The following is a 12,407-nucleotide window of genomic DNA, read 5'->3' on the forward strand; positions in this document are numbered from 1 at the left end:
GCCCCAATCAACCCGGCTCAGATCGCGCAGGTCAAACCGCCATCCACGCGTATGTTCTGCCCGGTGGTATAGGCCGCATCATCCGAGGCCAGATAGGCAATCAGCGCCGACACTTCACGGGCAGAGCCATAGCGGCCCATCGGGATGCGGGCCTTGCGGTCTTCGGTCTCCGGCAGACTGTCAATGAAGCCCGGCAGCACGTTGTTCATCCGCACGCCCTGGGCCGCGAATTTGTCGGCAAACAGCTTGGTGAAGCTTGCCAGCCCCGCCCGGAACACGCCGGAAGTCGGGAACAGCGGGTCCGGTTCAAACACCGCAAAGGTGGAGATGTTGACGATCGATCCCTTGCCCTGAGCTGCCATGATAGGCGCCACCAGCCGGGCCGGGCGGATCACGTTCATCAGGTAGTATTCCATCCCCAGATGCCAGTCCTCATCACTGATCTCCATGATGTCGCCCTTGGGCCCGTGGCCTGCCGAGTTGACCAGCACGTCGATCCGCCCCCAACGGTCCATTGCCTTGTCCACCAGCGCCTGCAGATCGCTATGCACTAGGTTAGAGCCTGTATGGCCCACCCCGCCCAGCTCCTGCGCCAGGGCCTCGCCCTTGCCCGAGGAAGAGAGGATCGCGACCTCATACCCCTGCGAATGAAGGTGGCGGGCGGCATCCGCGCCCATGCCGCTGCCTGCGGCGGTGAAGAGAGCAACCTTGGTCATATCCATACTCCTTTGCTTGCCTCCAGGATGGCTGGCCGGGCCACGCTTGACCAATCATGTCTCATCGCGCCAGACTGTAGCAAAACTACTGGCTGAGATCTGATGCGCCTGCCCAACCTCAACGCCTTGCGGATGTTCGACGCCGCCGCCCGCCACCTGAATTTCGGCCGCGCGGCAGAGGAGCTGCACCTGACCCAAGGCGCCGTGGCGCAGCAGGTGCGGCGGCTGGAAGCGGATCTGGGGCACAAGCTGTTCCACCGCCACGCCCGCGGGCTGACACTGACCGACACCGGGCGCAGGTACCACGCGCCGGTCCAGCAGGCGCTGATGCTGATCCGCGAGGCCACAGACCAGCTGGCACCCGCGGTGCAGCGGGTGACGCTGTCGGTGCCGCCCTCCTTTGCTTCGAAATGGCTTGTGCCACGCCTGCCGGAGTTTGAGGCCCGGCATCCAGACAACGACCTGCGGGTGGTGGCGGAGGAAAGCCTGACGGATTTCAAGCGCGGCGGCATCGACATCGCCATCCGCCAGGGCGGCAAACCGCAGGCAAGCAGCCTGAACTCTGCGCTGCTGTCGCTGGTGGATCTGGTGGCCGTGGCACGCCAGGATTCGGCTCTAACAAAAAAGGATTCACACGAACTGGCGGATCTGGCGCAGCACACGCTGATCCAGGACGGGCACCGTCACTGGGACCTTCTGCTGCGGCAGCAGGGCCTCACGGCCAAGGGCCGGGTCCTGCAATTCAACCAGACCGCACTGGCGATGGACGCGGCAATGAACGGCCAGGGCATTGCCCTTGTGCCCCGCATTTTCCTGGGCAGCCAGCCGCTGGCAGAGCTGTGGCAGGCGCCGCGGCTGGGGGATCAGGGCTTTTACGTGCTTTGGCCCAGCGCGCAGGGCCGGGCCAAGACGGTGGTGGACTGGCTGCTGCGCCAATGAGGGTCAGGCGGAGGCCGCCTCAGCCCCTTCCGGCGCGCTGAGCGAGATCACCGCGACCACCGCGGCGCCGTTCAGCCAATAGAAAGCCGCATCCAGCCCGGCGAAACCGAACAGGAAGGGTGCTGCCAGAAAGCAGAGGCCAACAATCAGGTCAACGGTCAGATGCAGCTTGTAGGGCAGCACCCGGATCAGGCCGAGGTGATGGTCCGTCAGCACCGTCAGGACAAAGGCGGCAATACCGGTTGCCACCGACAGCCACAGCGCCAGCGGATTGCTTTCGCCGAGGCCCAGCAGAAACGGCAACCCCATCAAGGCAATGGCCACCGGGTAGTCGAGATAGGCGTGGATGGTGCGGGTCACAAAACGGAGGGGCATGGGTCAGGTCCTTTTCTGGTTGCCAGGGCCGCAGGTGTTGCGGCCATGAACCCAGAATGGAGTCAAAATCAGGAACGAATAACTCTAGTTCAGACAAGAAACCTTGCAGATCGTTCACATGTGTGACGCTTCAGGCAAATCCACATTGGCATGCTTTTGCCGGTAAGCCGCCGGAGAGAGGCCAACCTGCTTGCGGAATACCCTGGAGAAAGCAGCTTCAGAGGCGTAGCCCGCCAGTTCCGCCGCGTCGGCGACATTCAATCCCTGCTCCGCCAGCCCCTGGCAGGCAATTTGCATCCGCCAGGACGTTAGATACTGCATCGGCGTCACCTCCATCTTGGCTGTGAAGGTTTGGGCAAACCCGGTCCGCGACATTCCCGCCGTCCGGGCCAGGTCCTCTACCGACCAGTTTGCTGCCGGATTCTTGTGAAACGCCGTCAAGGCGCGGTGGAGCCGGGGGTCCGCAAAACCGGCCAAGGCACTGTCATCCGACGTCAGGCTTTCCAGATGCACCCGGATCGCCTGCGCAAAGATCGCCTCGGACATCTTCAGCGCAATCAGGTCGCCGCCCATGCGCGCCTGCCCGGCTTCGGCGGCAATGACCCGCAACGTTGCCTCCAGCCAGGCACCGCGGGCTTCGCCATAATCCTGAATATGCATATAGGGCGGCAAACGGTCCAAAAGCATATGCCCGGCACCGGCATGTCCCTGCGCACCATAAGAAATATGCCCGCAAATCAGCTGCGTATCCCGGTCGTCCTCATCGCCGCCGTAAACCAGCACGCCTTCGCCCCGGTATCCGGACAGCTCCAGCACCCGGTCCAGTGTCAGGACTGCCTCTTTGCCGGTGGTGGAGCAAAACAGCATATGTTCCGCCCCATGCGGAATCACCACCAGATCGCCCTGTGCCAGCCGGATCGTGTCACCGGATTGCGGCAGATGCACCAGGCATTCGCCGCGATGGGCAAAATGGAACCGCGCCACATTCTGGAAAGACGGCACATGCACCCCCCACGGCGGCGTGAACGAGGTGCGGAAATAGAGCGTCCCCTTCAGGGAAAGCCGCGTGAGAATGTCGCTTAGCAGATCCAGCATGGCAGGAGGATACCCCTTCGGCGCCAGGCGTCCAGAGTGCTGGACGATCTGCAATATCTTTCGGTCTATCTCACATTCAACGCCACGGCGTTTTCACGGATCAAGGTGGGACCGACAAAACAAGGAGTCGCTAAATGACATTCCGTTTGCTTTCCGCCGCCGTTCTCGCCGGCGCCCTGGCTCAGCTGGCCCATGCCGCAGAGCCGATGAATGACCTCGAAATCGCCCATACCGCCTATACTGCAGGCCAGCTGGACATACGCTATGCCCATCTCGCCCTGGCGGTATCTGAAAATGCCGACGTGCGCAGCTTTGCTGAAACCATGATCCGCGACCACTCTGCGGTCAATGCAGCTGCGGTTGACCTGATCACCGAATTGAACGTCACGCCTCAGGACAACGACCTCAGCCGCGCCCTGGTGCAGGGGGCCGCAGACAAGCGCGCAGAGCTGATGGGCCTCTCCGGCGACGCCTTCGACTGCGCCTATGCCCAGAATGAGCTGGGCTACCATCAGGTTGTCAACACGACCGTCGAGGAGAGCTTTATCCCGGCGGTCACGGTTGCGCCACTCAAAGAGCTGCTGACGGATGCCCTGGCGACATTCAAGGTGCATGAGGGCCATGCGGAACAAATGGTCAGCAATCTGCAATGCGGCTGACACGGCGGCGGCTGATCGCAGCGGCCGGGCTGGCTGCGGCTGCAGCAGCTTTGCCCGCAGCGGCCGCACCACCAGTCCGGGTACGGATCCGGAAGTTCGCCTTTGACCCGGAAACAGTCTCTATCAAGGCTGGTGAACGTATCGAGTGGGTCAATGAGGACTTAGCCCCGCATACGGCGACCGAAGATAATCATCTGTGGGACACAGGCGAACTGGAAAGGAACGGGTCTGCCACTCTCTCCTTTGATACACCGGGGACATATGCCTACTTCTGCGCCTTTCATCCAAAGATGAAAGCGCAAGTGATCGTCACCGCGTGACAGGCTGCAACGAAAACGGGCGCCCCGCATCGGGACGCCCGTATCTTATGTTCAAGGCGTGATCCGCCTCAGGCGCGCACCAGCTTCTCATAATCCTCGGCGATCTCGCGGGTCAGATCACCAACTTCAAAGGTATAGTCGCCGATCTGCCCGACCGGGGTGACCTCGGCCGCGGTGCCGGTCAGCCAGCACTGCTCGAAGCCTTCCATCTCTTCCGGCTTGATACGGCGCTCGTGCACGGTGATGCCCTTGTCCTTCAGCATCTGGATCACGGTCTGCCGGGTGATGCCATTGAGGAAGCAATCGGCCAGCGGGGTGTGGACCTCACCGTCCTTCACAAAGAACACGTTGGCGCCGGTCGCCTCCGCCACATAGCCGCGCCAGTCCATGAACAGCGCATCCGAGCAGCCCTTGGCCTCCGCCTTGTGCTTGGAGATGGTGCAGATCATGTAAAGGCCTGCCGCCTTGGCGTGAACCGGGATGGTTTCCGGGCTTGGGCGCTTCCATTCCGCGATGTCGAGCTTGGCGCCCTTCATCTTGGCGTCGCCGTAATAGGCGCCCCAGCCCCAGACCGCGACCGCCATGCGCACCGGGTTCTTGGCCGACGCCACGCCCATGTCCTCGCCCGAGCCGCGCCAGACCAGCGCCCGCACATAGGCGTCCTGTAGGCCGGAGGCTTTCAGCGTCTCTTCCTTTGCCGCCTCGATCTGATCGACGGTATAGGGCATCGGCATGTCCAGCGCTTCTGCGCTCGCGATCAGACGCTCGGAGTGCTCGCGGCTCTTGAAGATCTTGCCGTTATAGGCGCGCTCGCCCTCAAAAACAGAGGAGGCGTAGTGCATCGCATGGGTCAGGATATGCACCTTGGCATCCCGCCAGTCGACCAGCTCCCCATCCATCCAGATCACACCGTCGCGGTCGTCGTAACCAGCCATGCCGCACCCTCCTGATTTCTGCGGTGATTTTCATTTATTGCGCAAGTTGAGGCCGAAGCGGACACAATCTTGCGTCAAAGCTGCGATTCGATACATCTTCACCCTTGGAATGTCAACAACACTGACATAAACTGGCAGGTAATACAGACGAGGGGGCACCACATGCCTGAAGGCCGGACAGGGCAGGGATACAGCGGCGAAAGCCTGCTGTTTCTGACAGATGAGCAGCTGCGCCAGGGAATCGAGGCAATGTTCTTTGCCTACCGCGGCTTTACCGCCGATCCGGACCGGATCCTGGCCGAAATGTCCTATGGCCGGGCGCATCACCGCGCCATTCACTTCATCAACCGCTCCCCGGGCACGACGGTGAACAATCTCCTCAGCATCCTGGGTGTCACCAAACAATCGCTGAACCGGGTGCTGCGCACGCTGATCGGCGACGGGCTAGTGATCTCCAAGGTGGGGGAGCTGGATAAGCGCGAACGCCACCTCTATCTGACAGATCAGGGCCAGGCGCTGGAGGCGACGCTGTCGGACGCCCAGCGCGCCCGGATGCGCGCCGCCTACAAGGACGCAGGCCCAGAGGCCGTACAGGGTTTCAAGACAGTTCTTGAAGCAATGATGGACGCGGACATGCGCCGCGCCTACGCCAAGCTGCGGGACTAAACCACCATGAGCACGCACGACGCCCATCTGCTGATCGTCGATGACGATGAACGCATCCGCGGCCTCTTGAAGAAATTCCTGATGCGCTCCGGCTTTCTGGTAACGGCGGCGCGCGACGCCGCCCATGCGCGCCGGGTGCTGGCGGGGTTGGATTTCGACCTCATCATCATGGATGTGATGATGCCCGGTGAGGACGGCGTGTCCCTGACCCGTTCCTTGCGCGAAACCATGACCACCCCGATCCTGCTGCTGACCGCCAAGGGTGAGACAGAGGACCGGATCGCGGGGCTCGAGGCCGGGGCGGATGATTATCTGTCAAAACCCTTCGAGCCCAAGGAACTGCTGCTGCGGGTCAACGCGATCCTGCGGCGGATGCCGGACACCGTTGCGCAGGAGGCCGCACCCAAGGTGCTGCATCTGGGCGCCATCCGCTATGACATCGAACGCGGCGAGATGTGGCAGGGTGACGAGCTGATCCGCCTGACCGGCACCGAAAGCCAGCTGATGAAGATCTTCTCCGCCCAGCCGGGTGAGCCGGTTTCCCGCACCAAGCTGGTGGAGGACCTGGGCCGTGACCGCGGCCAGGCGCAGGAACGTGCGGTGGATGTGCAGATCACCCGCTTGCGCCGCAAGATCGAGCCGAACCCGAAACAGCCGCAATACCTGCAAACCGTCCGCGGCGCGGGCTACATGCTGGCGCCGGACTGAGACCCTTCCCGCCTCTTCATCTGGCTGAAAATATCCCGGCGGGGGGGGCGGCCCGCTCCGGCGGTGACGGGCCGGCATCCCTCCCTTTTCGCCTAAATACTGCCAGGCCGGTGCACAGGGGGTGCACACCCGGTGCACGCATGTCACCCCCGGTTTTCCCTTGCAGCCGGACACCGCCCCCACCTAGTGTCGCGCCAAGTCCCGCAGCCGGAGGAACGCGCCCATGACCACCGCCCTGATCACCCACGCGGATTGCCTCAATCACGTCACACCTGAGGGCCACCCGGAGCGGGTTGCGCGGCTGGAACACATCCTGCACGCGCTGGAATCCTTGGATCTGAAGCGGGTGACGGCCCCGATGGCCGCCGAGGATGACATTCTGCGCATCCACCCGGCCGGCTACCTGTCGGACCTGCGCAAATCCTCCCCGCCGGAGGGCTGGGCGCAGATCGACGGCGACACCTTCCTGTCCCCCGGTTCGCTGGATGCCGCCTTCCGCGCAGCCGGAGCCGTAGTGCGCGGAGTGGACATGGTGCTGGGAGGCGAAGTGCAGAATGCTTTTGCCGCCGTGCGCCCGCCGGGGCATCACGCCGAAACAGACACTGCAATGGGCTTTTGCCTGTTCGGCAATGCCGCACTGGCAGCCAAGCACGCGCTTGATCACCACGGGCTCAGCCGTGTCGCGGTGGTGGATTTCGACGTCCATCACGGCAATGGCACCCAGGACCTGCTATGGGATGAGCCGCGCGCGCTGGTCATCACCAGCCAGCAGATGCCGCTCTGGCCCGGCTCTGGCCGACCGGATGAGGACGGCGCCCATGGCCAGATCCTCAACATGCCGCTGCCGCCAGAATCGGGCCGGGCAGAAATGCAGGCGGCCTATGAAACCCAGGCCTTCCCCCGTCTGCGCGGCTTCAAGCCGGAGCTGATCATCATCTCGGCCGGCTTTGACGCCCATCAGGACGACCCGCTCGCCAGCCTCAACTGGGCCACCGCCGATTTCGCCTGGATCACCGCCGAACTGTGCAAACTTGCCAGTGAGCTGTGCCAGGGCCGTATCGTCTCGACTTTGGAAGGCGGATATGATCTGAACGCGCTGTCCGCGGCTACCCGCGCGCATGTTGAAGAATTGATGAAGGCACCGGCATGACTGAGACCCCCGTAGACCAGATGAGCTTTGAACAGGCGATGCGCGAGCTGGAAGGCGTGGTGGACCAGCTGGAGCGCGGCGACGTGGCGCTGGATGCCTCGATTGCGCTTTATGAACGCGGCGCCGCGCTGAAGAAACGCTGCGAAGACGAGCTGAAACGCGCCGAGGAAAAGGTGGCCGCGATCACCCTGGACGCCAACGGCACCCCCAAGGGCACCCAGCCGCTGGACGCTGGCTGAACCATGACCGCCGCAGACACCCAAACACGCCCCTTCGCGGAGGCGCTGAAGAACGCGCAAGGCCAAATCACTGCGCATATGGAACTGCGGCTGGCGGGCAGTGACGAACTGCACGCCGCGATGCGCTATGCCATCACCGGCGGCAAGATGCTGCGCGGCTTCCTGGTGCTGGAAAGCGCCCGTCTGCACGGGGTTCCGGCCGAGGCCGCACTTGACGCTGCGCTGGCGATTGAATGCATCCACGCCTACTCCCTGGTGCACGACGACCTGCCCTGCATGGACGACGACGACCTGCGCCGCGGCCAGCCCACCGTGCACAAGAAATGGGATGAGGCGATGGCGGTTCTGGCGGGCGACAGCCTGCAGACCTTTGCCTTTGAATTGCTGGCAAGCCCGAAGGCCGGAGCCAACGCTCTGGAGCTGATCCGCGGTCTGGCGCAGTCCTCCGGCAAGGACGGCATGGTCTCTGGCCAGATGCTGGATATTGCGGCGGAAACCGCCGGCACGCCGCTCACTCTCGAACAAATTACCAAACTGCAAAGCCGCAAGACCGGCTGCCTGATCGAATGGTCCGCCACCGCCGGTGCCGTGCTGGCGGGCGGCGACGCGGCTCCGCTGCGGCAATACGCACGCACCCTCGGCCTTGCTTTCCAGATCGCCGACGACATCTTGGATGTGGAAGGCGATGCCGCCAAGGTCGGCAAGGCAGTGCGCAAGGACGCAGATGCCGGCAAGGCGACCTTTGTCTCATTGCTGGGACTGGCAGAGGCAAAAGCCCGCGCACAGGCGCTTTGCGAGGATGCCTGCGCCGCGCTGGCGCCTTATGGTGAAGACGCCGCAACCTTGAAGGCTGCCGCGCGTTTCGTTATTGCGCGCGACAGCTAACCCCGCGCCACGCCGCTAAAAGGCGCAGCCCAAGGAGACACCATGTCCGACCGGCCCAAAACCCCGCTTCTGGATCAGATCACGCGCCCTGCAGATCTGAAGGGGCTGACGGATGCGCAGCTGGTGCAGGTGGCCCATGAGCTGCGGCAGGAAACGATTTCTGCCGTCTCCGTCACCGGCGGCCATCTGGGCGCAGGCCTCGGCGTGGTGGAGCTGACCACCGCCCTGCACGCGGTCTTCGACACCCCGCGCGACAAGGTGATCTGGGACGTTTCCCACCAGTGCTACCCGCACAAGATCCTGACCGGGCGCCGCGACCGTATCCGCACCCTGCGGATGAAGGACGGGCTCAGCGGTTTCACCAAACGCACTGAGTCGCCTTATGACCCGTTCGGTGCCGCCCACAGCTCAACCTCGATCAGTGCCGCATTGGGGTTTGCAGTCGCCCGCGATCTCGGCGGTGTGATCCCCGAGGGCAACGGCGACGCCATCGCAGTGATCGGCGACGGCTCGATGTCGGCAGGCATGGCCTTTGAAGCGATGAACAACGCAGGCCACCTGGGCAAGCGGCTGTTCGTGATCCTGAACGACAATGAAATGTCGATCGCCCCGCCGGTCGGCGCGCTGTCCTCCTACCTCTCCCGCCTTTATGCAGGTGAGCCGTTCCAGGAATTGAAAGCCGCTGCCAAGGGCGCGGTCTCGCTGCTGCCCGAACCCTTCCGCGAAGGCGCCAAACGCGCCAAGGACATGCTCAAGGGCATGGCCGTCGGCGGCACCATGTTCGAGGCGCTTGGCTTCTCCTACCTGGGCCCCATCGACGGCCACGACATGGACCAGCTGCTGCCGGTCCTGCGCACGGTCAAGGCCCGCGCCACCGGCCCGATCCTGGTCCATGTCCTTACCAAAAAGGGCAAGGGCTACGGCCCCGCTGAGCGCGCCCGCGACAAGGGCCACGCCACCGCCAAGTTCGACATGGTGACCGGCGAGCAGAAGAAGGCGCCCTCCAACGCGCCCTCCTACACGTCTGTTTTCGGCAATGAACTGGTGAAACTGGCCGCCAAGGACGACAAGATCTGCGCCGTCACTGCGGCAATGCCCGATGGCACCGGCCTCAGCCTGATGGCCGAACGCTACCCCTCGCGCTGCTTCGACGTCGGCATTGCCGAACAGCACGGCGTCACCTTTGCAGCGGCGCTAGCGGCCGGCGGCATGAAACCCTTCTGCGCGATGTATTCCACCTTCTTGCAGCGCGGCTATGACCAGGTCGTGCACGACGTGGCGATCCAGCGCCTGCCGGTGCGCTTTGCCATCGACCGTGCCGGACTGGTCGGGGCCGACGGGGCCACCCATGCCGGCAGTTTCGACATTGGCTTCATGGCCAACCTGCCCGGCATGGTGGTAATGGCCGCCGCCGACGAGGCAGAACTGGTGCACATGGTCGCCACCGCGGCCGCCCATGACGACGGCCCCATCGCCTTCCGCTACCCGCGCGGCGAAGGCGAAGGCGTCGAGATGCCGGAAACCCCGGAGGTGCTTGAAATTGGCAAGGGCCGGATGATTCAATCCGGCAAACGCGTCGCTCTACTGTCCTTCGGCACCCGTCTGGGTGAGGTCCGCAAAGCCGCCGAGGCGCTCGCGGCCAAGGGCATCTCACCGACGATTGCCGACGCCCGCTTTGCCAAGCCGCTGGACCGCGATCTGATCCTGCAACTGGCCGCGGACCACGAGGCGCTGATCACCATCGAGGAAGGCGCGGTGGGCGGCTTCGGCTCCCACGTGGCGCAGCTCCTGGCCGAGGAAGGCGTATTCGACAGCGGCCTCAAGTACCGCTCGATGGTGCTGCCCGACACCTTCATCGACCAGGCCAGCCCGGCGGATATGTACGAGGTGGCCGCGATGAACGCCCCGCAGATCGAGGCCAAGGTGCTGGAGGTTTTGGGTGTTGCAACGATCGGCGAGAAACGGGCGTAACCTGGGCCAGCACAAGGGTTGAGCCTGCCTTGGCAGCTCCGGCTAAAGGTCAGTTACACCCCCGGCGGCTCCGCCGGCGGTACAAAGCTCTCCATATCCTCGGCTTCCAGCACCGCCCGCAGACCCTCGCGGTAAGTGGGATAGAGCAGCTCCACCCCCAGCTCATCCTTGATCCGGCGGTTCCTGACCCGCTTGTTCTCGCCATAAAAGCTGCGCGCCATCGGGGTCATGCCGGCCTCGTCAAAGGGCACCTCGGCCGGCATCGGCAGGCCCAGCAGTTCCGCGGCATGGCCCAGCACATCCTGCGGCGGCGCCGGGTCGTCGTCGCAGACGTTGTAGATGGCGCCCGGGCGCGGCTGCGCAATGGAGGCCGCCAGCACCTGGGCGATATCGTCCACATGGATGCGGGAAAACACCTGCCCCGGCTTGATGATCCGCCGCGCCTTGCCCGCCATCAGCTTGGCAAAGGGGCCGCGGCCGGGCCCATAAATGCCGGCCAGCCGGAAGATGTGCAGCGGCAGGCCGGGGATCGCCTGCCATTGCGCTTCTGCCAAGGCGCGCCAGTCGCCGCGCTGGCTGGAGGGCGTCACCGGCGTGCCCTCATCCACCCAGGCTCCATTATGGTGGCCGTAGACCGCGGTGGTTGACAGGTAGCCTGCCCACTCCAGATCCGGCGCGGCGGCTATCCGGTCCCCCATGGCTGCCAGCACCGGATCGCCATCCGCATTGGGGCTGATCGAGTTCAGCACATGCGTCACCCCGTCCAGCAGAACGTCCTGCCCGGGCCAGGTGATCATCTCCACGCCATCCCCCGCCGCCACCTCGCGCGAGGTGCCGATGACACGCCAGCCCTGCGCCAGCAGACGCGGGGCAAGCGCCCGGGCGGTATAGCCAAATCCAAGACAAAGCAGCGTTTTTCTCATGCCTCCTAGATGCGTTGGCCGCGGCCGGGGTGCAAGGGTTGATTCGAATCCTGTGCGCGGCTTTGATGGCCCGATGAAAAAGCAGACACCCGGATTGGCCGATGCCTATGAACTGAGCACGCCTGAGGATTCGCGGCGGCTTTATGCGGACTGGGCCGGCACCTACGATCAGGATTTTGCCGCCGGGCAGGACTACCTTCTGCCCGGATTAACGGCCAAGGCTTTTGCCGCCGCCGGGGGATCGGGCCCGGTCCTGGATGCAGGCGCGGGCACCGGTCTCTGCGGCCAGGCGTTGCGGGCGCTTGGGGTTGAGCCTGTGGACGCCACCGATATCAGCGCCGCCATGCTGGCCGAGGCGCTGCGCAAGGATGCCTACCGCGACGTGATAGAGGCCGACCTGCTGGAAGGCATCCCGGTGCCGCGCGGCTCTTACCGCGGGGTGGTTTCCTCCGGCACATTCACCCACGGCCACCTAGGCCCCGAAGTGCTGCCCGCCCTGCTGCGCGCGGCTGCGCACGGTGCCTGGTTTGCACTGTCAGTGAATGCCGGGTTCTACGAAAAAGCAGGATTTGCCGCGGCCTTTGACCGGCTGCTCAGCGGTCAATGGATCAAGGGCCTCACCCTGCCGGAGCTGCGCATCTATGGCGCCCGGGCCACCGGCGCGCACAAGGACGACACCGCGCTGATTGCTCTGTTCCAGAAGGTGTAGCACTGTTCCGCTTTCGCCGGGTCAAGGGAGGCGCAGCCTCCGCGCGGCACGCGCGGCTTGCCCTTGAGGCGGCGATGGCGGGGCATACAATCGGCCTGGCTTCTTGAGGAGCAGACC

15 protein-coding genes are annotated in these 12,407 nt (G+C 64.2%); 10 read left to right on the forward strand and 5 right to left on the reverse strand.

The features are described from left to right. Window positions 1–17: 17 nt before the first annotated feature. Window positions 18–722: an SDR family oxidoreductase gene (locus K3725_RS18150; RefSeq protein ID WP_260016643.1), complete on the reverse strand. Its 705-nt coding sequence runs from the start codon at window positions 720–722 to the stop codon at window positions 18–20. 96 nt (window positions 723–818) lie between these two features. Here K3725_RS18150 and K3725_RS18155 point away from each other — a divergent pair, with 96 nt between their 5' ends. Beyond that, a complete protein-coding gene (locus K3725_RS18155) occupies window positions 819–1,655 on the forward strand; it encodes a LysR substrate-binding domain-containing protein (protein ID WP_260016644.1) in 837 nt (278 codons plus the stop codon). Window positions 1,656–1,658: 3 nt separating this feature from the next. Here K3725_RS18155 and K3725_RS18160 read toward each other — a convergent pair whose 3' ends face one another. Next, window positions 1,659–2,030 (reverse strand): hypothetical protein, encoded by a 372-nt coding sequence (locus K3725_RS18160; RefSeq protein WP_260016645.1) that lies wholly within the window; start codon window positions 2,028–2,030, stop codon window positions 1,659–1,661. A 114-nt stretch (window positions 2,031–2,144) separates the two neighbouring features. Continuing rightward, on the reverse strand, window positions 2,145–3,125 hold the full coding sequence (locus K3725_RS18165) for an AraC family transcriptional regulator (RefSeq protein WP_260016646.1): 981 nt from the start codon (window positions 3,123–3,125) through the stop codon (window positions 2,145–2,147). 134 nt (window positions 3,126–3,259) lie between these two features. Here K3725_RS18165 and K3725_RS18170 point away from each other — a divergent pair, with 134 nt between their 5' ends. Together K3725_RS18170 and K3725_RS18175 are read left to right on the forward strand one after the other, a co-directional pair. Continuing rightward, complete coding sequence (locus K3725_RS18170; RefSeq protein ID WP_260016647.1) at window positions 3,260–3,784, forward strand: DUF4142 domain-containing protein; 525 nt, start codon at window positions 3,260–3,262, stop codon at window positions 3,782–3,784. Further along, a complete protein-coding gene (locus K3725_RS18175) occupies window positions 3,775–4,104 on the forward strand; it encodes a cupredoxin family copper-binding protein (protein WP_260016648.1) in 330 nt (109 codons plus the stop codon). The genes K3725_RS18170 and K3725_RS18175 overlap by 10 nt, the downstream gene beginning before the upstream one ends. Window positions 4,105–4,172: 68 nt before the next feature. Here K3725_RS18175 and K3725_RS18180 read toward each other — a convergent pair whose 3' ends face one another. Further along, complete coding sequence (locus K3725_RS18180; protein WP_260016649.1) at window positions 4,173–5,039, reverse strand: branched-chain amino acid aminotransferase; 867 nt, start codon at window positions 5,037–5,039, stop codon at window positions 4,173–4,175. 162 nt (window positions 5,040–5,201) lie between these two features. On the opposite strand from K3725_RS18180, the gene K3725_RS18185 reads away from it, so the two are divergent. The 6 genes from K3725_RS18185 to dxs all read left to right on the forward strand — a co-directional run bounded on the left by K3725_RS18185 (window position 5,202) and on the right by dxs (window position 10,658). Further along, the gene (locus tag K3725_RS18185; RefSeq protein WP_260016650.1) at window positions 5,202–5,705 is read left to right on the forward strand and encodes a MarR family winged helix-turn-helix transcriptional regulator; all 504 of its coding nucleotides are present in this window, start codon (window positions 5,202–5,204) and stop codon (window positions 5,703–5,705) included. 6 nt (window positions 5,706–5,711) lie between these two features. Next, window positions 5,712–6,413 (forward strand): response regulator, encoded by a 702-nt coding sequence (locus tag K3725_RS18190; RefSeq protein WP_260016651.1) that lies wholly within the window; start codon window positions 5,712–5,714, stop codon window positions 6,411–6,413. Window positions 6,414–6,636: 223 nt separating this feature from the next. Next, window positions 6,637–7,563 carry a histone deacetylase family protein gene (locus K3725_RS18195; protein ID WP_260016652.1) on the forward strand — a complete coding sequence of 309 codons (927 nt, stop codon included), beginning with the start codon at window positions 6,637–6,639 and terminating at the stop codon, window positions 7,561–7,563. After that, window positions 7,560–7,802 (forward strand): exodeoxyribonuclease VII small subunit, encoded by a 243-nt coding sequence (locus K3725_RS18200; RefSeq protein WP_019297546.1) that lies wholly within the window; start codon window positions 7,560–7,562, stop codon window positions 7,800–7,802. Before K3725_RS18195 ends, K3725_RS18200 begins: the two co-directional genes overlap by 4 nt. 3 nt (window positions 7,803–7,805) lie before the next feature. Further along, on the forward strand, window positions 7,806–8,687 hold the full coding sequence (locus tag K3725_RS18205; RefSeq protein ID WP_260016653.1) for a polyprenyl synthetase family protein: 882 nt from the start codon (window positions 7,806–7,808) through the stop codon (window positions 8,685–8,687). A gap of 42 nt (window positions 8,688–8,729) precedes the next feature. Beyond that, on the forward strand, window positions 8,730–10,658 hold the full coding sequence (gene dxs, locus K3725_RS18210) for a 1-deoxy-D-xylulose-5-phosphate synthase (protein ID WP_260016654.1): 1,929 nt from the start codon (window positions 8,730–8,732) through the stop codon (window positions 10,656–10,658). A gap of 53 nt (window positions 10,659–10,711) precedes the next feature. On the opposite strand, the gene K3725_RS18215 is transcribed toward dxs, so the two are convergent. After that, the gene (locus tag K3725_RS18215; RefSeq protein ID WP_260016655.1) at window positions 10,712–11,581 is read right to left on the reverse strand and encodes an SDR family oxidoreductase; all 870 of its coding nucleotides are present in this window, start codon (window positions 11,579–11,581) and stop codon (window positions 10,712–10,714) included. 73 nt (window positions 11,582–11,654) lie between these two features. Between K3725_RS18215 and K3725_RS18220 the strand changes: the two genes are divergently transcribed. Next, window positions 11,655–12,290, forward strand: a complete 636-nt coding sequence (locus K3725_RS18220) for a class I SAM-dependent methyltransferase (protein WP_260016656.1) — start codon at window positions 11,655–11,657, stop codon at window positions 12,288–12,290. The last annotated feature ends 117 nt before the right edge of the window (window positions 12,291–12,407 follow it).

This window comes from Leisingera sp. S132, from assembly GCF_025144465.1.
Taxonomy (GTDB): Bacteria; Pseudomonadota; Alphaproteobacteria; order Rhodobacterales; family Rhodobacteraceae; genus Leisingera.